Source organism: Herbaspirillum sp. RV1423 (assembly GCF_000577615.1).
In the GTDB taxonomy this organism is placed as follows: domain Bacteria; phylum Pseudomonadota; class Gammaproteobacteria; order Burkholderiales; family Burkholderiaceae_D; genus Herbaspirillum.
In genome coordinates this window covers 23,848-45,546 of sequence record NZ_CBXX010000036.1, presented here as the reverse complement: position 1 = coordinate 45,546, position 21,699 = coordinate 23,848, and the positions used below count along the sequence as shown (strand labels likewise).

The following is a 21,699-nucleotide window of genomic DNA, read 5'->3' as shown; positions in this document are numbered from 1 at the left end:
CGCCCGCGACCCAGCAGCGTTCTTCTCACGTTCCACACTTCAGAAAGGCTCGCCATGACCGAACACATTACTATCAACTCCCGCGCTTACCGACTGCCATCCGTGCCCACTATCATCGTCTGCATCGACGGCTGCGAACAGGAATACATCAACCAGGCGATCCAGGCGGGACAGGCTCCGTTTCTCGCCACCTTGAGTGCAGATGGCGCGGTGCTGGCGGGCGACTGCGTGCTGCCGTCGTTCACCAACCCGAACAACCTGTCCATCGTCACGGGCGTGCCGCCGTCCATCCACGGCATCTGCGGCAACTTCTTCTTCGATCAGGAAGCGAATGAGGAGGTGTTGATGAACGACGCCAAATACTTGCGCGCGCCGACGATCCTGGCCGAACTGGCTCGCGCGGGAAAACACGTCGCGGTGGTGACTGCCAAAGACAAGCTGCGCAGCCTGCTCGGACATCAATTGAGGGGGATCTGCTTCTCGGCCGAGAAAGCCGATCAAGTGACCTTGGCCGAGCATGGCATTGAAAACATCCTGGCCCGGGTCGGCATGCCGGTGCCATCCGTGTATAGTGCGGACCTCTCGGAATTCGTGTTTGCCGCCGGGCTCTCCATCCTCACCACCGAGCGCCCCGACCTGATGTACTTGTCCACCACCGACTACGTCCAGCATAAACACGCACCGGGCACTCCCGAGGCCAATGCCTTCTATGCCATGATGGACGGCTACTTCAAGCGCTACCACGACGCAGGCGCTGTGATCGCGATCACAGCCGACCATGGCATGAACGCTAAGACCGATGCCGCAGGTCGTCCCAACATCGCGTTTCTGCAAGATCGTCTCAACGCCCACTACGGTCCCCAACTGGCGCGCGTAATCCTGCCGATCACTGATCCCTACGTGGTGCATCACGGCGCCCTGGGCTCGTATGCGACGATCTATCTGCGCGATGAAGCACAGATCGGCGAAGTCGCCGATTTCCTCGCCAACATCCAAGGCGTCGAAGCAGTATTGACGCGCGTCCAGGCCGCCCATCGCTTCGAATTGCCGCCCGATCGCATCGGCGACCTGGTGGTGTTGGCGGAAAGACTGACGGTGCTCGGTAGCGCCAGCGACAAACACGACCTATCGGGACTGACCGTACCCCTGCGCTCCCACGGCGGCGCATCCGAGCAACGCGTGCCGCTCATCTTCAACCGCAAGGTAGCCAACATCGCTCCGAGTCGCCACCTGCGCAATTTCGACATTATCGATATCGCCCTCAACCATCTCGTTTAAAAAAAGCGGCAAGCGAGCGGCGACCACGCCGCCAATCAAAGACCGCCCCACCAGGAGACAGACATGCATTCCACTACCCCCGAGGCTGTGCGATCCAACACGCCATCGCACAGCACTGCGTTCGACCGTTACAAGTGGCGCGCCCTCATCGGCGTCACATTTTGTTATTTGTTCTATTACACCGGACGTCAGACGCTAGGCTTTGCAGTGGCCGGCATCGAGCACGACTACGGCTTGTCGAAATACCAGATCGGCTGGATCAGCGCGACGATGTTGTGGTGTTACGCAGGCGGTCAGTTTATCAACGGCAACCTAGGGGACAAGATCGGAGGCAAGACGATGATGATTGCCGGGGCGATCTTGTCGCTGGCGGCGAACTGGGTGTTCAGCTTCGGCCACAGCTTCCTGTTCTTCCTTGTAGTATGGGGCGTCAACGGCTATTTCCAATCGATGGGTTTTGCGCCGGGCAGCCGCCTGCTGTCGAACTGGTGGGATCACAAACACCGCGGCTTCGTGTATGGCGTGTACATCGGCTTTTCCGGTTTCTCTTCGGTACTGGCGTATATTTTTCCGGTACTTATCTTGGGGGCGCTGCACCTGGATTGGATGTGGATTTTTCGATTGGCGCCGCTGTCGATGCTGCTGGGTGCACTGGTCTTGTTGCTGATGGTGTCCGAGCGTCCCGAAGACCGCAAGCTCCATGATGAAGTCCCGGACAATGACGCGGCCGCACCGAGCGAGCAAAGTGATTTCACCAGTGCCCAGCGCTACGCAGTAGTGTTGAAAAACTGGAAGCTTTACGTCACCGGCCTCGCCATCGGATTGCAAAACGCCGCGCGCTACGCGTTAGTGGTCTGGGTGCCTGTGCACTTCCTCGGCATGGACTGGAAAAACTCGTCCGCACTGATCGATCCTAAATGGATCACCGTGGCACTGCCGGTCGGAATGGCGCTGGGCTCGTTATCTAATAGCTGGATTTCGGACATTTTGTTCCAGGGCCGGCGTTACCTGGCGATCATCCTGTACATGACGTTGGCCTCGGCTACAGCGATCATCATGATGTTCGTACCGCATGGCAGTATGCTCGCCATCGGCTTACTCTTCTTGTGCGGCTTCTTCGTCTTTGGTCCGGCGTCGTCGTTCTGGGCACTGTGTCCGGACATCTTCGGCAGACACGTCGCCGGCACTGCGACGGGCGTACTCAACACCATGTCGTACCTGTTTGCGGGCATCGGAGAGCCGGTCATTGGTCACATGATCGACGCCACCGGCAACACCTCCATCATCTTCCCGATTGTCGCGGGGCTATGTGCGGCGAGCGCGGTCATGTCGATGTTGATCAGGCGGTGAACGCTGACTCTGCAGCTCAAAGAAGTCTTAGCGCCGCTTGCCAGGCAAGCTCACGAATCTCGTCGGCCTCTCCTCGGTCAAACTGGTTAGCAGTTCGTTCGCACACATCGGAAGAAGGAAAAATCACCTCTCTCCCTCCGGACAATGCTTTCACTTGCGCCTGACACGCACGTTCGAGAAACAGGATGTTCTGAAAAGCTGCCGGAATGGTCCGTCCGGCAGCCAGCAAGCCGTGATTGCGCAGAATCATTGCGTCATTCTGCCCCAGGTCATTGACCAGACGCTCACGTTCGTCGAGGTCGAGCGCGATACCCTCATAAGTGTGATAACTCAACCGCCCGTAGAATTTCAACGCATGTTGCGTCAGCGGCAATAATCCTTCTTTCTGGCAAGAGACCGCCATGCCATCCGGTGTGTGCGTATGAATCACGCAGGTCAGGTCGTGGCGGGCCATGTGGATCGCCGAATGGATGGTAAAGCCTGCAGCATTCACGCGATTCTTGACTGGATCCGCATCGCCCACGATGCTTCCGTTTGCGTCGATCTTGACCAGGTCTTCAGGGCGCATCTGATCAAACAGCACGCCATAGCGATTGATCAGGAAATGATCCGGAGTACCCGGAATGCGGGCGCTGATATGCGTGTCAATCAGATCCGTCATGCGGAAATGCGCCACGAGCCGGTACAACGCAGCAAGATCGCGTCGCACCTGGGCTTCGGTATTTGTCGTTGTCAAGCTGAACCCCTCAAGAGAATATGGAATAGTGTTCGCCCACGCACCAGCGCGAACCAGCTAACGCAGGATGGGTTCGACACCGCACCAGTTCTGCAAGAACAGCGCCAGTGTGGCGCTGACGCGCTGCATGCTCTCGATGGAGACCGCCTCGTCGATGCCGTGAATATTCCTCGCCTGCGGCCCATAGCAGGTCACCGGCACGTCAAGCATCATTTGAAAATGCCGGGCATCGGTAGTCGCAGTGGTGGCGATGGAAGCGGCCGCATAACCGTTGATCTGTGCATGTGCAACACCAAGCGCCTGCAGTGCCGGAGCGGCAAGGTCGAATTCAACGCCCGGCGCGTGAAAACCTTCATAGCTGATGTCGGCTTTGAGGCCGCCCTTAATGCGCGCGATGGTTGCCTGCACGCGGGCGGCGACGATCGCCTTGGCCTCCGCAATGTCCACGCCGGGAAACACGCCGATGCGCACCCCCAGCTTGCAGGTGCAAGGCACCGAGGACATCCACTCGCCGCCTTCGATGCGACCCAGATTGAAGTTGATGGGGTGAGCATGCTTCTGATAGGCTGGGTGACGATGCTGCGGCAGATTCCACTCGGCTTCCAGCTCGCGCAGATCGGCCATGACAGCGTAGGCTGCGTCAATGGGATTCATGCCCTGCTCCATCATGGCCGCGTGAGCGGGCTTTCCGGCGATATGGACCTGCATCCAGAAAACGCCAACTTGCGCACAGACCATGCCATCCCCCAAGGGTTCGGGAATGATCACGGCGTCGAATTTTTTCAGCCGCTCGGAGCCGATGGCTTTCTGCAGTTCCACCACAGACGCCAGCGCACCGTTGCCGGTGCATTCTTCCTCCAGAACCCAATTGAACCCGACCTGCCCCTTGGGTTGCACCCCCAGCTTGCGCAAGGCCTTCAGCGCAACCAGCGTACAGATGATTCCGGCCTTCATGTCGCCGCTGCCTCGCCCATGCAACCAGCCGTCTTTCAAGACCGGAGAAAACGGCGGATTCGTCCACATCTCCTCGGGCCCGGTCGGCACCACATCCAGATGTCCGTTGAACAGCACCGAGCGCTGCGGCTCGCCCTGCTTGATTGTGCCTTGGTGAAACGCAAGCAGATTGTTGCGGCCCTTGTCCTCGTGGCATTTGGGCGAGTACAGAGGGAGCGCAGAAAGTTTGTCGCTCTGCAATGGCACGTGTTCAACAACCAGTCCGGCTTCACCCATGATCTCTTCCATGAGACTGACCGCCGGGAATTCGTCCCCCGAAGGACTGGCGGCGGCAACGAGATTGCTCAGCGTCTCGATCATGTAGGGTTCGATGGCGCGAACTGATCCAATGATTTCCCCTGGGGTAAACAGGGTTGATGATGATGCTGATGGTGATGAAATTGACGTCATGATGATGAATCCGTGATAGATGTATCAGACAAGCGTTTTCGCGCCGTTCGCACACGAAAAACGCAAAGGAAAAATCGCTTGCTTGCACGCCGATCATTGCGTGCAATGACCGGCGGCAATGAGGCGCACCCGTTTCAGTTCTGCTGTGCGACTGCCATGGAGGTTTTCAATTCAATCTCGACGAACACGAAATCAGTAGCGCCTGGATTGATCACATTGTGTTCTATGCCCACCGGTCTGGAATAAGCGACGCCGCTGGTCAATTGACTGTCGATGACACCCTCTGGAGTCTCCAGTTGCAGCACGCCGGTGGTCTGCGGCACCACCACGTAATACATTCCATGACGGTGCCAACCGGTTTCCCCGCCAGGCGGGAAGCGCCACTCAGTGACCTTCACCTGCTCATTGTCTATCTGGACAGTTCCAATTGCTGCGGGTCGTTTCATGCCACTCTCCTGGTTGAATAGGGATTCCAATGCTGCCCCGGTACGGCAGCGATGAGCTGTTGCGTATAGGCGTGCTGAGGATCATCAAAAATCTGCTGCGGGGTTCCGCGCTCGACAACCTTGCCACGGTGCATGACCAATACCTGATCGCAGACCTGCGCCGCCACGCGCAGATCGTGGGTGATGAAGATCAGTGCGATATTGAGCCGCAGTTGCAGTTCATGCAGCAAGCTGAGCACTTGCGCCTGAACCGACATGTCCAGCGCCGAAACGGATTCGTCGGCAACCAGCACCTGCGGTTCCAACGCAAGCGCGCGGGCGATGCCGACCCGTTGCCGCTGGCCGCCGGAAAACTCATTGGGATAGCGGTCAAAGGCGGATTTTTCCAGGCCTACCAGCTCGAGCAGTTCACGCGCGCGCAGCTCTGCTTCTGCACGCGTCTTTCCATTGGCGACCGGGCCGTCGCTGATGATGCGTCCGACGGTCTGACGCGGATTCAACGACGCGAACGGGTCCTGGAAAATCATCTGGATGTCCTTGCGCAACGGCCGGAACTGCTGCTGCGTCAACGCTACGATGTCCCGGCCGTTAAACAGGATCTTGCCGCTATCGACCTCGATCAGCTTTAACAGACATTTGCCGATGGTGGATTTTCCTGAACCCGATTCGCCGACAATACCAAGGGTTTCGCCCCGACGTACCGCAAAACTGATGCCGTCAACTGCCGGCACCACGCGTTTTTTTCCCAACAAGCCGCCGCCGCTGGAATAGGTCTTGAAAAGATCATGGACTTCCAGGACCGGCCAGCGGTCATCGGGACTGCTACGCACCTCGTCATTGCGCCGTGGTACGGCGGCGATCAGACGTTGGGTGTAGGGATGTTGCGGATGATTGAGCACTTGTTGCGCGGCGCCGACTTCAACCAGCACGCCTTTTTCCATCACGGCGATGCGGTCGGCAATTTCCGCCACCACGCCAAAATCATGGGTAATGAACATCACGCCCATGCCCGACGGATGCACCGGCTGTGCTGCGCCCGAGGCGCCGACGCCCTGACGCTGGCGCTGGATGCGCAGGATCAGCGCCAGTATCTGCGCCTGTGTGGTCACATCCAGCGCGGTGGTCGGTTCGTCTGCGATGAGTATGTCCGGTTCCAACGCCAGCGCCATGGCAATCACCACCCGCTGGCGCTGCCCGCCGGACAACTGGAACGGATAGGCGCGTTGCAACTGCCGGGGCTCGGGCAATCCCACATATTCGATCAGTTCCAGCACGCGATGCTCGACCTTGGCCGCGTCGGTGACGCCATGGACTTGCATCACTTCAGCAATCTGATCGCCAATACGCATGACAGGATTCAATGCAGACAAAGGCTCCTGGAACACCATGCCGATAGACTTTCCACGCAGGCGACGCAACGCTGACTCCGATTCCTGCAGCAAATCCTTCCCATGGAACAGGATGCGTCCTGCCGACGGTTTCATGTAGGACGGCAGCAATCCCATGATGGCGTTGGCGCTCATGGACTTTCCCGACCCTGATTCGCCGACAATGCACAGGATTTCACCGGCATTGAGGGTCAGATTGATATTTTCCACCGCATAGTTGCGGTCGCCACCGGCTGGAATGGGAATCGATAGTCCTTCAATTGCCAGCAGCGGCGCCACGGTTTGTGCATCGACGGGCCTCATGCTTCACCTCGGCTGCGCAGATGCGGATTCAGGGCGTCGTTGAGCCCTTCCCCGATCAGGTTTACCGCCAATACCGTGAGCAAAATGGCGAATCCCGGCATGAAGCTCATCCACCATGCTTCGCGCAGCATGGTTCGGGCCGCGCCGATCATGAAGCCCCAGCTCATGAGATTTCTGTCGCCGAGTCCCAGAAAGGACAGCGCAGATTCAGTCAGAATCGCCGTTGCGATCATGAGCGAACCCGTAACGATGATGGGCGACATGGTGTTGGGTAAGATCTGCGTGAAGATGATGCGGGGAGAACTTTGACCAATCACCACAGCGGCCTGAACGAACTCACGTGAGCGCAACGACAGAAACTCGCCGCGCACCAGCCGGGCAACCGGCGGCCAGGAGACGATCGCAATGGCGCTGATGATGGAGGTGATGCTGGGCTGAAAAATGGCCACCAGAACCACAGCGATGGCCAATGCCGGAATGGTTTGGAAAAATTCCGTCAGCCGCATCAGCAAGTCATCGATGCGCCCGCCATAGTAGCCGGCCACGGCGCCCAGAGAGATGCCAATGAAGGTGGCGACCGCCGTGCTGATGAGCCCCACCAGCAACGATACGCGCGCGCCATAGGCCAGGCAGGCGGCGATGTCGCGGCCGAGCATGTCGGTTCCCAGGGGATGCGCGCTGTCGGTGAACGGATCAAGCAGAGGCTCTGCGATGGAATTCCAGGGATTGTCCGGAAACACCAATCCTGCCAGTGCCGCGACGATGAAAATGCCCAGCACAATCACGGCGCCCACGACAGCTCCCTTGTTGCGCGCATATTGTTTGAGAAAGGAATTCATGATTTCACCTCAATGCGTGGATCGACGAAACGATAAAGAAGATCGGCCAGCAGATTGACCAGCACAACCATGACCGAAGTCACAAAGAACACTCCCAGCAACACCGGGTAGTCGCGCTGCAAGAGCGCATCGAACATCAGCCGGCCGATTCCCGGCCAGGCGAAGACGGTTTCGGTCAGCACCGCCCCGCCAAGAATCTGCCCGGCCTGGATGCTGGCGAAAGTGAATACCGGCAGCAAGGCGTTGCGCAAGATATGGCGGCGTGTGATCTGGCGCTGCGGGACGCCTTTTGCACGGGCCGTCTTGACGAAATCCAGCGATGCCACTTCCAGCATTGCAGCACGGGTCAGACGGGTATAAATCGCCGTGAAGAAAAGTCCCAGCGTGACCACCGGCAGGATCATGTGCTGCACCACATCCCAGACATGCGCGAAGCCCGTCAGGCCGGCGCCGATTGTTTCCATCCCGAATGGCGGCAACCAGTCAAGATAGATCGAAAACACCAGAATCGACATCAACGACACCCAGAACAGCGGCGTCGCGTAGAACAACAGTGCGCCCGACATGATCAGCGAGTCGGCAGCCTTGCCCCGGCGGGCCGATGCCATGACGCCCAGAACGACCCCGAGCACCAGTGAAAAAATGAAAGCTGAAGCAGTCAGCAGCAAGGTCGCCGGCAAGCGATCCCAGATCAGCGCGCTGACTGCAATGTTATTGCGGTAGGAAAAACCGAGATTGAGCGTCAAGACACCTTTCAGATACATCCACAGTTGCACGTACAAGGGTTGATCCAGACCGAACTGCGCCCGCAATTGTGCGAGAAACAAGGCGTCGCCGGCGCCTGACTCTCCTGCCATGACCGACGCCGGATCGCCCGGCGCCAGATGGACCAGCAGGAAATTGAGCACCACAACGCCCAATACGACAAACGCAGCCTTGATCAGGCGTCTGAAGAAAAAATCGAATGTGTTCATGGCGATAGAGGTATTGAGTGTTGTGGTTGCATGGAGCGGACTACTTCGAGATCCAGACGCTGTCCAGCGTTTCGTTCAGGCCGATGCCCGTGGTCACCAGGTTGTGCACCTTCTTGTTATAGAGGGTGGCGTATTGCAGTTCCATCAGATAACCGACCGCCACGTCGTCCACCAGGATGCGTTGCACTTCGGAATACATGCGCTGGCGGGCGTCGGGATTTTTCGCCACAGGCGCAGCCTCGAACAGACGGTCCACTTCAGGATTGCTGTAGCCCTGGTTGTTGCCGAACGGCGTGCCTTTGATGATGTTGCTGCTGACATAGTTGCGCGCCACCCCGATGGCCGGATCACCGTACTGATAAAGGAAGTTGATGGTCACATCAAAGTCCCAGTCGGACAGTTTCTTGGACCAGCCGCCGGCATCGGTGGGATCGATGGCAACCCGGAAACCCAGTTGTTCCAACTGTTGCTTGGTGTATTCCGCCAGCCGGTCCCAGACCGACCCATAGGGAATCGGCAATACCTTGATGCTGTAGTCGCCCGGCTTGATTCCGGCGTCTGCCAGCATCTTCTTGGCCTTGGCCATGTCGTAGGGATATGCCGGGACATTCTTGTCATAGTAGAGCGTGGTCGATGAAATCGGACCGGTCGCCGGCTTGCCGACATTGAAGAAGATGTTCTTGACGATGAAGTTGCGATCCATTGCGTGCATGATGGCTTGACGCACCACCTTGTTGTCGAATGGCGGCTTGCGCAGGTTCATCTGCAGCCATACGTTGGGTGAGAACATTTCCCAGCCGGCGGTCGTCATCACCGTATTGGGAAGTTTCTGCAGACGGCGCACTTCGAAATTTTCCACGTCGCCGCCCCGCAGCACATCCACCGTTCCGCGTTCAAAGGCTACCGCGCGAGAAGCGGCGTCCGGCACTACGCGAAGATAGATATCATCCAGATACGGCAGACCGGGCTTGAAGTACGCTGGATTCTTGACCAGATGGATGTAGGAACCGCGTTTCCATTCCTTGAACATGAAGGGACCGGTCCCGATCGGCGTATTGTTGGCCGGATTGGTCCGATAGTCGGTGCCGTCATAGATGTGTTTTGGGACGATGGGCATCGTCGACACTTCGAACGCATAGATGAACGGGTTGAAAGCCTGCTTCAGTTTAAAGACCACCTTGTTGTCGCCGTCAGCCTTGACAGACTCGACCCGCTGGTTCATCAACGCCCGCATGCGCGGATGCACCTCGCGCAGGAACTTGTCTGCCGAAAACACCACGTCGGCAGCGCTGAAAGGTTTGCCGTCATGCCATTTCACACCTTTTTGGAGCACAAAGGTGTAGGTCAGCCCATCCTTTGACACTTCCCAGGACTGCGCCAATGACGGTAGCGGTTTCAAATCCGGGCCATACGTCAGCAAGGACTGATATATCTTGCTGGCGGCGAATTGCGTGGGCCCCTGCTGGTTGAGCCCCAGCATCAGCGTCGGCGGCTCCGGCTGCATCAACATGTTCAAGGTTCCACCGGATTGCGGCTTTTCAGCGGTCTGCGCAAACGCGGGAACTTGCGCCGCAAGAATACAGGCAGCGATCAACAGCGACTGCATGCCAAACTTTCTTTTTTTGATGTCCATGACCCTTCCTTTCGAGATAAAGACTGCGGAACTGCGATGTAGTACAGATACAGAGATAGGCAAGAAACCTGCCTACTGAATGAATAATCCTCGGCTGGCTTGCGGGTAATCATCGCAGCCTGAAAATTCCACGGCGTGATCGCAGCGCAAACACCGATTGCTTCCTTGGTCGGCACAATCCGGTTCTTCCAGGCCTGCCCGGCGGCGGCAATCGCACGCGGTTGCACGCGCCGTCGTTGGCATCTCACCAGTCGCCGTTGAAATACGCCTGCTGGCGGAACAGAGAGGAGTCCTTGAGTTGCATCATCGTCATGTCTCCGATAGAAAAGCCGACGCCCTGCCAAGGACGTCAGTCGGAGTTTCAGGCAGCGTGCAGCGCAGTGCTCAATATTTGCAATGCCTCGTCCATGACTTGGTCCTGAATCGTCAATGGGAACAGGAAACGAATCACGTTGCCGTAGGTACCGCAGGTAAGCAGCAGCAAGCCGTTCTGCAACGCCAGAGTCTGTACGCGCTTGGTAAAGTCCGCGTCCGGCTCGCTGGTGCCGGGCTTGACGAATTCCACCGCCACCATGGCGCCTGGACCACGCACTTCGCCGATGGCGCCGATGCTGCCGCGCAATCCGTTCAGACAAGCCTTGAGTTTTTCACCCAGATGAGCACCGCGCTCGACCAGTTTTTCATTCTTGATCACATCCAACACTGCCAATGCCGAGGCCACCGCCAGCGGATTGCCGGCATAGGTGCCGCCGAGGCCACCCGGAGCGGGTGCGTCCATGATCTCGGCGCGACCGCAGACAGCCGCCAGCGGCATGCCGCCGGCCAGACTCTTGGCCATGGTGATCAGGTCGGCAGTGATGCTGTAGTGTTCCATCGCGAACATTTTCCCGGTCCGGGCAAAGCCGCTCTGAACTTCATCGGCGATCAGCAAAATGCCATGTTCATCACAGAGGCGGCGCAAGCCGATCATCAACTCTGGCGGGGCCGGATTGAATCCGCCTTCGCCCTGTACCGGTTCGATGATGATGGCGGCCACCCGCTTCGGATCAACGTCGCTCTTGAACAAGGCCTGAATTGCTGCAAGCGAATCCTCGGTGCTCACGCCATGCAGCGGGGCCGGGAACGGTACGTGATAAACCTCGCCGGGGAACGGCCCGAAGCCGATCTTGTAGGGCGCCACTTTTCCGGTCAGGGCCATGCCCATCATGGTGCGGCCATGAAAGCCGCCGGCGAATGCAATCACGGCCGGACGAGCGGTCGCGGCGCGGGCTATCTTGATGGCGTTTTCCACCGCTTCGGCGCCGGTGCTGAACAGCGCCGTCTTCTTGGAAAATGTCCCCGGCGCCAATGCATTGATGCGCTCGGCCAGTTCCACGTAACTGGCGTAGGGAACGATCTGATAGGCGGTATGGGTAAACAGATCCAGTTGTTGTTTGATTGCCGCCACCAGCTTCGGATGACGATGACCGGTGTTGAGCACGGCAATGCCCGCAGCGAAATCGATATAGCGACGGCCTTCGACATCCCATAATTCTGAATTTTCCGCGCGCGCGGCATAAAAGTCGCACATGACGCCAACTCCACGTGGGGTTGCTGCATTCTTGCGTTGCTGTAAATCGGCATTTTTCATTTCTGTTTGCTCCTTGAATTCAATGCTGTTAACTTGGGTCGCTGCCGGGTTGTCACCTGCATGCCATGACAACCGGACAACTCTTGCTGCTGGACTTTGATACAAAATGCAAGACGGCCGCCCTGCTGCTGATTTCTTGCCGCTATGACCCGAGGTTGAACCAGGTGGTCTTCAGATCGCTGTATTTGTCCAATGCATGCAAAGACTTGTCACGACCGAAGCCGGATTGCTTGACGCCGCCGAACGGTACGGTGATGTCTCCGTCCATATAGCAGTTGACCCATACGAGCCCCGCGCGCAGCCGTCGCGAAACGCGATGCGCACGCCCCAGATTGGCCGTCCACAAGCCGGATCCGAGGCCATATTGCGAATCATTGGCCAGCGCAATCGCCTGTTCTTCGGTGGAAAACTTCTGAGCCGCCAGCACCGGTCCGAATATCTCTTCGCGCACAATGCTTAAATCCTGGCTGCTGCAATCAAAGATGGTGGGTTCGATGTAGTAACCGCCGCTGGCGCTGCGCACCTGTTTGCCGCCACTGCGCAAGGCCGCGCCTTCGCGCACGCCGGCATCGATGTAGGCCAGCACCTTGCGCATCTGCGGTTCGTCCACAATGGCGCCCATCGCCACGCGCGGGTCCAGGGGATCGCCGGGCGACATGGCGCCGGCAAAGTGCTGCACGCGCGCCATGAAACTGTCGTAGATGGTGTCCTGCACGTAGAGCCGCGAACCGGCGATGCAGACTTCACCCTGATTGCTGAAAATGCCTGCGGCAGCGGCTTGCGCAGCCTTGTCCAGATCAGGACAGTCATCGAATACGATATGCGGCGATTTGCCGCCGCATTCGAGCCAGACGCGCTTCAGATTGGATTGACTGGAATACTCCATGAAGCGCTTTCCGGTCAGCGTGGAGCCGGTAAACGCAATACAGTCCACGTCCATGTGCAAGCCCAGTGCTTTGCCGGCAGCCGCACCCAATCCTGGCGTCACGTTGAACACGCCAGCCGGAATGCCGGCCTGCTGCGCCAGCTCCGCCAGCTTCAGCGCGCTCAGCGACGATTGCTCCGCCGGTTTGAGAACGACGCTGTTGCCGACCGCCAGCGCCGGGGCGATTTTCCAGGCGGCCATCATCAACGGATAATTCCATGGCACCACGGCGGCGACCACGCCTACCGGTTCGCGCGTAATGGTGGCCAGCGCGTCTTCGCCGGTGGGTGCAATTTCGTCGTATTGCTTGTCGATGGCCTCGGCATACCAGGCAAAGCACTTCACTGTTTCCGGAACATCGTAGAGCACTGCGTCGGCAATCGGCTTGCCCATGTCCAGCGTTTCCAGCAAGGCCAGCTCTTCGCCATGCTGTGCAATCAGTTGCGACAGGCGCAGCAGGCATTGCTTACGTTCGCGCGGATGCAGACGCGACCACACGCCAGCTTCAAATGCCCGGCGTGCGGCAGCCACGGCAAGATCAACATCCTCGCTCTGGCATGCCGCCACATCGGCCAGCTTGCGGCCGTCAATCGGGCTGAAGGCGGCGAAAGTGGCGCCGCTGACAGCGTCGACGAAACGGCCATCAATATAGGCCAGGCGTTGAATCGACAGAGATGCGGCGCGTTCTTGCCAATAAGCCAGATCATTCAGTTTCATGGTGTGCTCCATTGCAGATGGACAGGGATGATGCGCACTTGCAAGCGCTCACGCGAGGCGGCCGGAGCGCGCGAGCATTGCAGCCAGCAAGACATTGCAGCCGGCTTCCAGATCTTCCGGTTTTGCATCTTCAATCTCGTTGTGGCTGACGCCGTCTTTGCACGGAACGAAGATCATGGCGGTCGGCGCAAGCGACGCGATATAGACCGCATCGTGACCGGCGCCGGTGACGATATCCATGTGCGACAGCCCCGCTGCTGCCGCACCTTCGCGGATCATGCCGACCAGTGCTGGATCAAACGGCGTCGGCTTGAAATACTGCACATCGGTCAACTGCACCTTGAGGCCGAATTCTTCTTGCGCATTGACGCAAGCCTGACGCCAGTGCTGATCCATGCGGTCCAGTGTGGCTTCGTCCTGGTGGCGGATATCGACAGTAAAGGTCACCTGACCGGGAATGACATTGCGCGAGCCGGGATGAATCTGCACCGCGCCAACGGTGCCACGTCCATGCGGCTGGTTGTCATTGGCCAGATGTATCACTTCCTGCATCAGATGAGTGGCGGCGAACAAGGCATCCTTGCGAATCGGCATTGGCGTCGGTCCGGCATGCATCTCCATTCCTGTGACGGTGACGTCGTACCAGCGCACGCCCAGCGATCCGGTAACCACGCCGATCACTTTGCCTTCATGTTCGAGTATCGGACCTTGTTCGATATGCGCCTCGAAATAGGCTCCAATCGGACGGCCGCCGACCGGATCGGTACCGGCATAACCGATCCTGCGCAATTCATCGCGCACCGACAGACCAGCCAGATCCCTGGCCTCCAGCGCCGCATCGAGCGTGAATTTGCCGGCAAACACGCCGGAGCCCATCATCACCGGTACGAACCGGGAACCTTCTTCATTGGTCCAGATGGCCAGTTCCAGCGGCGCTTCGGTCTGCACATTGTTTTCTTGCAGACAGCGCATTACTTCCAGTCCGGCCAATACGCCATAGCAACCGTCAAACTTGCCGCCGGTCGGTTGCGTATCGATATGACTGCCGGTCATCACCGGCGCCAGCGCTTCATCGCGCCCGGCGCGGCGGCCGAAGATATTGCCGATCTGATCGACCCGGATGGTGAGGCCGGCCTGTTTCATCCAGCCCACCACCAGATCGCGCCCGGCGCCATCGAGTGCGGTCAACGCCAAACGGCAATTGCCGCCCTTCTCGGTGGCGCCGATTTGCGCCAGTTCCATCAGCGAGTGCCACAGGCGGTCGCCGTTTATCGCCAGTTCGTTGCTTGCCATGCCAATGCTCTCCTAACTGTCTTGCTGCGCAGTACGTCCGCGCAGACCGGTAATGAAGTGTTATGCCTGTTGCTTTTGCAGCGCGGCCCGGCGAATGCCGGACAAGGTATCCCCGGGCGCAATGCCATCCGGGTCGTAACGGATCTCCAGCAACGCCGGCAACTGCTCGCGGTCGGCGAAGGCGCGCGCCCGCTCAAAGGCAGCGGCGAAATCTTCCGTCTTATTGACGATCTCGCCGTAGCCGCGATATGCACGCGCGATGTCGGTAAATTCCGGGTTATCGAAATTGAGCGCGATCGCCCGGGCCGGGAAATCACGTTCCTGGTGTGCCCGTATGGTTCCCCACATGCCGTTGTTGAACACCAGCACGATGATGCCGAGCCGGTATTGCATGGCTACGCCCAACTCTTGCAGATTCATCTGGAAACAGCCGTCGCCGGCGTAGCACACCACGGTGCGGTCGCGCTTTTCCAGCTTGGCTGAAATCGCCGCAGGCAAGCCGTAACCCATCGCCCCCAGCGCCGGCGCCAGACTGCTGCCAACGCCGCAGAATTGCCGGTAGCGATGCGGATACAGCGCGTAATTACCCGCGCCGACAGTGATGCATGCATCCTTGGGCAGCACTGCATTGAGATGCGCTGCCGCTGCATTCAGATTCATCGCCCCCGGCGCATCCAATGGCTGCAGCGTGCGCAGATATTCAGTGTTGGCGGCGCGGGTTGCGGCGGACCATGCGGGCGGCCGGGTCGGCTGCAAACCCGCGATCTGTTCAGAAAAACCGGCCGGATCCGCCACGATGCCCTGGGTCGGCATGAATACCCGGCCCAGCTCTTGCGGGTCCGGATAGACGTGAATCAGCTTTTGTCTTGGCAATGGACTGGTCACCACGGAATAGCCTTCCGTAGTGGCTTCGCCGAGTCGGCTGCAGACCGAAAGGAGCAGATCGGCGTCGGCAATGCGGGTGCGCAACTCGGCACTCATGCCCCAGCCGACATGACCGGCAAAATTCGGATGGCGATGATCGAAGCACTCCAACCGTCGCCATGCCACTCCGACGGGCAAATCGAAACGTTCGGCAAAGCCCTGCAACCGCGCGCTGGCCTGTTGCGTCCAACCGTGGCCGCCGACAATCATGAATGGCCGCTCGGCTGCCTCGATCAGTTCGCGCATATGCGCAATATCAGCCACGCCGGGATTGCTCTGGGCGCGCCGGTAACGCGGCATGTCCGCCACTTGCGCCATGCCCCACAGCGTGTCTTCAGGCAATGCCAGCACTACCGGCCCGGGGCGGCCGCTGGTGGCGACCGCAAACGCGCGTGCGATGAATTCCGGAATGCGTTCGGTGCGATCGATTTGCGCGACCCATTTGGTCATTTGACCAAACATGCGGCGATAGTCGATTTCCTGGAATGCCTCGCGCTCGTAAAAATCGTTGCCGACCTGACCGACGAACAGAATCATCGGCGTCGAATCCTGAAACGCAGTGTGCACGCCAATGCTGGCGTTGGTGGCGCCCGGACCGCGCGTGACGAAGCAGATGCCTGGTTCGCCGGTCAGCTTGCCGTAGGCTTCAGCCATATAGGCGGCACCGCCTTCTTGCCTGCAAACGATGCTTTCCATCACGTCCTGATGCTCATTGAGGGCGTCAATGCACGGCAGATAGCTTTCGCCGGGCACCAGAAATACCCGCTTGACGCCGTGCTCGCGCAATTGCTGCATCAAGATTTGACCGCCGTTGCGCGGAGCGACTGATAATGCTGTCATATTGTTATCACCTGAATAATGAATACAGAGAGTTTTGCCACTCTTACCTCGCATTGCCGTAAAAACAAAACAGCTTGATAGTAAGGTGGTAAGGCCACCTGCGTTAAAAAGATATCAGCAAATTACATGCCAGACCAAAGCAAAAAGATTTGACTAAATCGAGCTAAAAAAAGCCCCGGATGCACAGATCAGGGGCGTGACATACTTGGCCGTCACCGTTTCAGTGCCGACGCACCAGTGCGATCAGAGCGCCTTTCCTGCTACCAGCCGCATCCCTGACAACACCGCATCATCGTTGCTGAAGTCTTTGCGCAGCCGATCCAGAATGCTATTCAAATGCAGGTACATCGCTTGTCGCGCGCCAGCAGCGTCGCCTGCCCGGATCGCTTGCAGCACGCGATCATGTTCAACCTCGGCGAGCTGCCAAACCTGGTGTGTGACGAAGTGCTCTTCCAGCCGGTTCAGCATGGCGCTGCTGTCACGCAGATTCAATAAATGCAATACGGTGCTGGATAAGGCCACATTGCCGCTGGCTTCCGCAATAGCCAGATGAAACGCCCGGTCATGCAAACGCGGATTGGCTGAACCAGGCATGCTGGCGGCCGCGGCAGTCATTGCCGCCAGTTGCTGTTGCGAGGCATTGGCGGCGGCCAGTGCGGCGCATTCCGGCTCGATCAGCAAACGGGTCGCCATCAGATCGAAGGGACCGACATCTTCGTAAGGCACCTGCGCCTCGGAACTGACCGCAGTTTCGTCGCGCTGTTTGGGCAGGGTCACAAATACGCCGGTGCCGACCCGTACTTCCACATAGCCCTCGATTTCCAGAGCGATCAGCGCTTCACGAATGGACGGACGGCTGACCTGCAACTGCTCGACCAGTTCGCGCTCGGACGGCAGCCGCTCGCCGACGCGAAAATCGCCGGCACGGATACGACCGGCGATCTGATCGGCGATCATACGGTAAAGACGGGTAACGCTGACAGGATGAAATGAACTCATGGCTAATCTATAAAAAAGTGGTGCTGATGATCTGGCTATGCGAATACACATGAACTCCAGTTATCAGGTGGTCAGGCCAGCAATATACCTCGAAGCAAAACCGTGTCAAGCTGCGTCGCAGCACTGCCGCCATTGCCGTCAGTTGGAGCGCCACCCATCCATTTCAGCGTGACGCGCCAGCAATCGACGCGCGTTATTGTATAGCGGCGCATCAATCCACAATGCCAGATCGGCGGGCGGCGCGCTCTTTTGCCGCTCAAACGCGCCGCACAATTGTTCTGCCGCACGGACTTGCTCTACTGATGGCGTGAATGCCGCATTGAGCAACGCGACATGCTCCGGAAAGACCACGCACTTGCTCTTGAAGCCAAGTCGGCGCGCCACTTCAAGATCACCAGTCAACGTCGTCGTGTTGCGAAAGGTGCATGGACAATCGATGGCGACAACGCCGGCGGCCACGCATTCGAGCAGGAAACGCGAGCGCGCATAACGCAATTCGATGCCATCGGCGCCGCGCTCGGCACCAAGGCTCGCGGCAAAATCTTCGGCGGCAAGCAGACATGAAGTGACGCGCGGACTGGCGTTGAATATGGCGCTCAACGCCAGCATACCGGCCGCCGACTCGATAGTCGGCGCAATCTCCGTGCTGCCGGGCGCAATACCGTAATCGGCTTCCAGCAAGGAAATTTCCGCAGCCAGCGCGACAATCTGCTCAGCCCGGTCCACATGCGGCAGAAACACGACATCGGGATGGCCAGCCATGACGCCGCGCAAATCGGCATGACCATCGTGCTCCAGCTTATTGACGCGCACTGCGCCGACTACGCCCTGCGCACGACAATCCGCCATCATGGCGGCAATCCGCAAGCGCGCTTCGGGACGGTCGGCGGCAGCGGTAAATTCTTCAAGGTCGGCCACCACCACATCGGCGCCGCCGGCAATAGCGCGTGCGTGCGCCGCCTGATCCATGCCGGCAACAAACATCCAACTGCGCCGCAGCGTCGGTGGACGCCGTGTCGTCGGGGCGGCTGCCTGGCCGGACTGGATTGGCGGCGTTACCATAGGTGAAGTCATTTCAACTCTCTTGCCATTCTTAATTAATGGGTTAACTAAAGGGGGAAACTACCGGCCGGGCATTTGCCCGGCAATGGCTACAGCACCGAGGCTGCGTTCCATTTGCATCGGGTCGCTGCCGAAGTCACGATGCAAGCGGTCCTGAATATCTGTCAGGTGCAACCGGGCCACATGGCGCGCGGCTTGCTCGTCGCCGGTACGGATTGCGCGCGATATCAACTCGTGTTCATCAGCAGCCTGCTGCCATACCTGATTGGTCACGAAATGTTGCTCAAGCCGTTTCAGTACATTACTGCTGTCGCGCAACTGCATCAGATGCATGACCGTACTGACCAGCGCCGGATTGCCGCAACCTTCCGCAATCGCCAGATGAAATGCGCGATCGTGCGCACGCGGCGTGACGGATCCATGCAAATTGCGTGCCGCCAGGTCAATCGCCGCCAACTGCGTCTGGGTTGCATGGCGCGCCGCCAGCGCCGCGCATTCGGGCTCAACCAGCAAACGCGCAGCCAGCAGATCGAAGGGGCCGACTTCGCTGACCGCACATTCCAGTCCCGCAGTTCGGTCCATGCGACGCTGCGTAACGAACACGCCGGTCCCCACCCGCACCTCCACATAGCCCTCGATTTCCAGCGCAATCAAGGCTTCGCGGATGGACGGCCGGCTCACTTGCAGTTGCTCGGCCAGTTCGCGCTCCGAAGGGAGGCGCTCCCCGGGACGAAAATCTTCAGCGCGAATGCGGCAGGCAATCTGATCAGCAATCATGCGATAGAGACGAGTGACGCTGACAGGATGAAATGAACTCATTGAGCAAAGGCAGAGACAGATCAAGCGGCCCTTGAAGCGGCGGGAAGGATCTGATGATTCAAGCAACTGGTAAGGCCATTAATATACCTTAGCAATAGAAGCTGTCAAGCATCTTCCCGAAAATCACATCTTATAGCGTAAAACGGCTGAAAAGACGTGTCGTGCTGCAACGCAGCTTGACTGATGGGCCAGCCAGCGTATATTTCTGGCCTGACCACCTGATCAGTGGTGCTGAATTAAATAAATAGTCAGAAAAAAACGGAGACACGAACTAACAAACCGGCAAATATTCTTTAGCCAGCAGAATCGAAATCCGCACAAAAACAATGCACAAACCGGTCTCTTTTGCCTATACATGGGCATTTTTGGTGCTGCATTACCCGATTTACCTGTAAAAACGGCAGTAAGTTAAAGAAAATACGCTGGCATGGAGATTGCTCATCAACATAGGTAGCAAGGTGGCCTTACCACATGACAATCTACTTGGAAGCACCAAGCTATTGTTTCAGACTCAAGAAAAGAATGCACATGCTCTCACTACAAAATGTTTCCAAATGGTACGGCGCCTTTCAGGTCCTTGACGCTTGTTCGCTCGACATCAACAAGGGCGAAGTGGTGGTCGTCTGCGGCCCGTCCGGGTCCGGGAAATCAACGCTGATCAAGACCATCAATGGTCTGGAGCCGCATCAGCAAGGTCGCATCACGGTCGATGGCGCGCCGGTAGTACAGGATGCGAAGACCCTGTGCAGTCTGCGTGCGCGCGTCGGGATGGTATTCCAGCATTTCGAGCTGTTTCCACACCTGACTGTGCTCGAAAATCTGACACTGGCGCAAATCAAGGTTTTGGGCCGCAATCGCATCGACGCCGCCAGCAATGCGCTGGCTTTGCTGGACCGGGTAAGACTGCGGACTCAGGCAGACAAATATCCGGTGCAGCTTTCCGGCGGTCAGCAACAACGGGTGGCGATCGCGCGGGCCTTGTGCATGAATCCGGTCGTCATGCTGTTTGATGAACCAACCTCCGCGCTCGATCCTGAAATGGTCAACGAAGTGCTGGAAGTCATGACCGAACTGGCCAACGAGCATATGACAATGGTCTGCGTGACGCATGAAATGGGCTTCGCGCGGCGGGTTTCAGACCGTGTCGTATTCATGGATCGCGGCTCCATTGTCGAAGACCGCTCTACTCAGGATTTTTTCAGTGCGCCACAAACCAACCGCGCCCGAAATTTCCTGCAACAGATCCTGCACTGAATTTTGCATCAAGCATCGTCTTAACCGTCGTTCTTATTTCACCTCTCTTATTTGAACAGGACCTCTTATGAAAACCGTATCCAATTCCGCTCGCCGCCGTCTGTTTCTCGCTCGTAGCGCCGCCAGTCTGGCCATGGTCGCTGCCGGAGCCGGTTATTCCTGGACCGCGCAGGCCGACACCTTGCAAGATGTGACTAACAAAGGCGTATTGAAAATCGGCGTGTTCCAGGATTACCCGCCGTTTGGTTCGGTTGGCCCTGACATGAAGCCACGCGGCTTTGACGTCGACTTCGCTGAAGTTCTGGGCAAGGGTCTGGGCGTGAAGGTCGAACTGATTCCGGTTACCGGCGCCAATCGCATCGCTTACCTGACAGATCGCAAGCTCGACATGCTGATGTCGGTTGGGCAGACTCCCGCCCGCGAAAAAATTCTGGACTTCAGCGCTGCCTATGCGCCCTATTACATCGCCGTCTATGGTCCTCCGACATTGGCAGTCAAGGATCCGGCCGGACTGGCCGGCAAACGAATCGCCACCGCAGGAGGCACCAATGAAGACATGAGCCTGGCAAAGGTAGCCCCTCCAGAAGCCGTCATCAAACGCTTTGATGATCAGAGCGGCGCCATTTCCGCCTATTTCGCCGGTCAGGTGGACATGATCTCGCTTGGCGGCGACGTTGCCCGCAAACTGCGCGCGCCAAATCCCAAGGTCGCTCTCGACGAAAAATTCAAACTCATGAACTCACCTATGCACATGGCTTACAACAAAGGCGAAACCCGGTTGAAGGAAAAACTGGATGCGATCGTCGGACAGGCGCTCAAAGACGGCACGCTCAACGGCATTTCTTTGAAATGGCTTGGCGGTCCGCTCCCTGGCTCCCTGTGAGA

At 58.2% G+C, this 21,699-nt stretch carries 18 protein-coding genes and 1 pseudogene; 4 read left to right on the top strand and 15 right to left on the bottom strand.

What is annotated here, in order from left to right:
* Window positions 1-54: 54 nt before the first annotated feature.
* Together phnA and RV1423_RS22965 are read left to right on the top strand one after the other, a co-directional pair.
* Window positions 55-1,278 (top strand): phosphonoacetate hydrolase, encoded by a 1,224-nt coding sequence (gene phnA / locus RV1423_RS22970; RefSeq protein ID WP_034301911.1) that lies wholly within the window; start codon window positions 55-57, stop codon window positions 1,276-1,278.
* A gap of 63 nt (window positions 1,279-1,341) precedes the next feature.
* Window positions 1,342-2,628: an MFS transporter gene (locus RV1423_RS22965; protein WP_081768962.1), complete on the top strand. Its 1,287-nt coding sequence runs from the start codon at window positions 1,342-1,344 to the stop codon at window positions 2,626-2,628.
* Window positions 2,629-2,644: 16 nt separating this feature from the next.
* Here the strand turns inward: RV1423_RS22965 and RV1423_RS22960 are convergent, their stop codons facing one another.
* From RV1423_RS22960 to RV1423_RS22895, 15 genes and pseudogenes are all read right to left on the bottom strand, one after another.
* Entirely contained in the window at window positions 2,645-3,364 is a 720-nt protein-coding gene (locus tag RV1423_RS22960; protein WP_034301909.1) for a class II aldolase/adducin family protein, read from the bottom strand.
* A 57-nt stretch (window positions 3,365-3,421) separates the two neighbouring features.
* Entirely contained in the window at window positions 3,422-4,768 is a 1,347-nt protein-coding gene (locus RV1423_RS22955; RefSeq protein WP_034301907.1) for an ArgE/DapE family deacylase, read from the bottom strand.
* 134 nt (window positions 4,769-4,902) lie between these two features.
* The gene (locus tag RV1423_RS22950; RefSeq protein ID WP_034301905.1) at window positions 4,903-5,214 is read right to left on the bottom strand and encodes a cupin domain-containing protein; all 312 of its coding nucleotides are present in this window, start codon (window positions 5,212-5,214) and stop codon (window positions 4,903-4,905) included.
* On the bottom strand, window positions 5,211-6,905 hold the full coding sequence (locus RV1423_RS22945; RefSeq protein ID WP_034301903.1) for an ABC transporter ATP-binding protein: 1,695 nt from the start codon (window positions 6,903-6,905) through the stop codon (window positions 5,211-5,213). The genes RV1423_RS22950 and RV1423_RS22945 overlap by 4 nt, the downstream gene beginning before the upstream one ends.
* Entirely contained in the window at window positions 6,902-7,744 is an 843-nt protein-coding gene (locus RV1423_RS22940) for an ABC transporter permease (RefSeq protein ID WP_034301901.1), read from the bottom strand. The genes RV1423_RS22945 and RV1423_RS22940 overlap by 4 nt, the downstream gene beginning before the upstream one ends.
* A complete protein-coding gene (locus RV1423_RS22935) occupies window positions 7,741-8,718 on the bottom strand; it encodes an ABC transporter permease (protein WP_034301899.1) in 978 nt (325 codons plus the stop codon). Before RV1423_RS22935 ends, RV1423_RS22940 begins: the two co-directional genes overlap by 4 nt.
* Before the next feature lie 40 nt (window positions 8,719-8,758).
* On the bottom strand, window positions 8,759-10,351 hold the full coding sequence (locus RV1423_RS22930) for an ABC transporter substrate-binding protein (protein ID WP_197034990.1): 1,593 nt from the start codon (window positions 10,349-10,351) through the stop codon (window positions 8,759-8,761).
* Between the two features lie 98 nt (window positions 10,352-10,449).
* Window positions 10,450-10,551 (bottom strand): annotated as a pseudogene (locus tag RV1423_RS30970) (aldehyde dehydrogenase family protein); the annotation flags it as partial.
* A gap of 161 nt (window positions 10,552-10,712) precedes the next feature.
* A complete protein-coding gene (gene gabT / locus RV1423_RS22925) occupies window positions 10,713-11,981 on the bottom strand; it encodes a 4-aminobutyrate--2-oxoglutarate transaminase (protein WP_034301897.1) in 1,269 nt (422 codons plus the stop codon).
* A 142-nt stretch (window positions 11,982-12,123) separates the two neighbouring features.
* Complete coding sequence (locus RV1423_RS22920; protein WP_034301895.1) at window positions 12,124-13,623, bottom strand: aldehyde dehydrogenase; 1,500 nt, start codon at window positions 13,621-13,623, stop codon at window positions 12,124-12,126.
* 48 nt (window positions 13,624-13,671) lie between these two features.
* Window positions 13,672-14,916, bottom strand: coding sequence for a Zn-dependent hydrolase (locus RV1423_RS22915; protein WP_034301893.1), 1,245 nt, complete (start codon window positions 14,914-14,916; stop codon window positions 13,672-13,674).
* Between the two features lie 60 nt (window positions 14,917-14,976).
* The gene (locus RV1423_RS22910; RefSeq protein WP_034301891.1) at window positions 14,977-16,680 is read right to left on the bottom strand and encodes a thiamine pyrophosphate-binding protein; all 1,704 of its coding nucleotides are present in this window, start codon (window positions 16,678-16,680) and stop codon (window positions 14,977-14,979) included.
* A gap of 243 nt (window positions 16,681-16,923) precedes the next feature.
* A complete protein-coding gene (locus tag RV1423_RS22905) occupies window positions 16,924-17,679 on the bottom strand; it encodes a FadR/GntR family transcriptional regulator (RefSeq protein ID WP_051516873.1) in 756 nt (251 codons plus the stop codon).
* 138 nt (window positions 17,680-17,817) lie between these two features.
* Window positions 17,818-18,753 (bottom strand): CoA ester lyase, encoded by a 936-nt coding sequence (locus RV1423_RS22900; protein ID WP_231502484.1) that lies wholly within the window; start codon window positions 18,751-18,753, stop codon window positions 17,818-17,820.
* 48 nt (window positions 18,754-18,801) lie between these two features.
* Complete coding sequence (locus tag RV1423_RS22895; RefSeq protein ID WP_051516871.1) at window positions 18,802-19,560, bottom strand: FadR/GntR family transcriptional regulator; 759 nt, start codon at window positions 19,558-19,560, stop codon at window positions 18,802-18,804.
* A gap of 528 nt (window positions 19,561-20,088) precedes the next feature.
* On the opposite strand from RV1423_RS22895, the gene RV1423_RS22890 reads away from it, so the two are divergent.
* Window positions 20,089-20,814 carry an amino acid ABC transporter ATP-binding protein gene (locus RV1423_RS22890; RefSeq protein ID WP_034302018.1) on the top strand — a complete coding sequence of 242 codons (726 nt, stop codon included), beginning with the start codon at window positions 20,089-20,091 and terminating at the stop codon, window positions 20,812-20,814.
* A 67-nt stretch (window positions 20,815-20,881) separates the two neighbouring features.
* Window positions 20,882-21,697, top strand: a complete 816-nt coding sequence (locus RV1423_RS22885) for a transporter substrate-binding domain-containing protein (RefSeq protein WP_034301890.1) — start codon at window positions 20,882-20,884, stop codon at window positions 21,695-21,697.
* The last annotated feature ends 2 nt before the right edge of the window (window positions 21,698-21,699 follow it).

Excerpts from the sequence above, each read along its gene's own strand:
- RV1423_RS22885 (WP_034301890.1), top strand. The coding sequence starts at position 20,882 with ATGAAAACCGTATCCAATTCCGCTCGCCGCCGTCTGTTTCTCGCTCGT.
- RV1423_RS22900 (WP_231502484.1), bottom strand. The coding sequence starts at position 18,753 with ATGACTTCACCTATGGTAACGCCGCCAATCCAGTCCGGCCAGGCAGCC.
- RV1423_RS22940 (WP_034301901.1), bottom strand. The coding sequence starts at position 7,744 with ATGAATTCCTTTCTCAAACAATATGCGCGCAACAAGGGAGCTGTCGTG.
- gabT (WP_034301897.1), bottom strand. The coding sequence starts at position 11,981 with ATGAAAAATGCCGATTTACAGCAACGCAAGAATGCAGCAACCCCACGT.
- RV1423_RS22955 (WP_034301907.1), bottom strand. The coding sequence starts at position 4,768 with ATGACGTCAATTTCATCACCATCAGCATCATCATCAACCCTGTTTACC.
- RV1423_RS22915 (WP_034301893.1), bottom strand. The coding sequence starts at position 14,916 with ATGGCAAGCAACGAACTGGCGATAAACGGCGACCGCCTGTGGCACTCG.
- RV1423_RS22895 (WP_051516871.1), bottom strand. The coding sequence starts at position 19,560 with ATGAGTTCATTTCATCCTGTCAGCGTCACTCGTCTCTATCGCATGATT.
- RV1423_RS22930 (WP_197034990.1), bottom strand. The coding sequence starts at position 10,351 with ATGGACATCAAAAAAAGAAAGTTTGGCATGCAGTCGCTGTTGATCGCT.
- RV1423_RS22910 (WP_034301891.1), bottom strand. The coding sequence starts at position 16,680 with ATGACAGCATTATCAGTCGCTCCGCGCAACGGCGGTCAAATCTTGATG.
- RV1423_RS22965 (WP_081768962.1), top strand. The coding sequence starts at position 1,342 with ATGCATTCCACTACCCCCGAGGCTGTGCGATCCAACACGCCATCGCAC.
- RV1423_RS22935 (WP_034301899.1), bottom strand. The coding sequence starts at position 8,718 with ATGAACACATTCGATTTTTTCTTCAGACGCCTGATCAAGGCTGCGTTT.
- phnA (WP_034301911.1), top strand. The coding sequence starts at position 55 with ATGACCGAACACATTACTATCAACTCCCGCGCTTACCGACTGCCATCC.
- RV1423_RS22950 (WP_034301905.1), bottom strand. The coding sequence starts at position 5,214 with ATGAAACGACCCGCAGCAATTGGAACTGTCCAGATAGACAATGAGCAG.
- RV1423_RS22905 (WP_051516873.1), bottom strand. The coding sequence starts at position 17,679 with ATGAGTTCATTTCATCCTGTCAGCGTTACCCGTCTTTACCGTATGATC.
- RV1423_RS22890 (WP_034302018.1), top strand. The coding sequence starts at position 20,089 with ATGCTCTCACTACAAAATGTTTCCAAATGGTACGGCGCCTTTCAGGTC.
- RV1423_RS22945 (WP_034301903.1), bottom strand. The coding sequence starts at position 6,905 with ATGAGGCCCGTCGATGCACAAACCGTGGCGCCGCTGCTGGCAATTGAA.
- RV1423_RS22920 (WP_034301895.1), bottom strand. The coding sequence starts at position 13,623 with ATGAAACTGAATGATCTGGCTTATTGGCAAGAACGCGCCGCATCTCTG.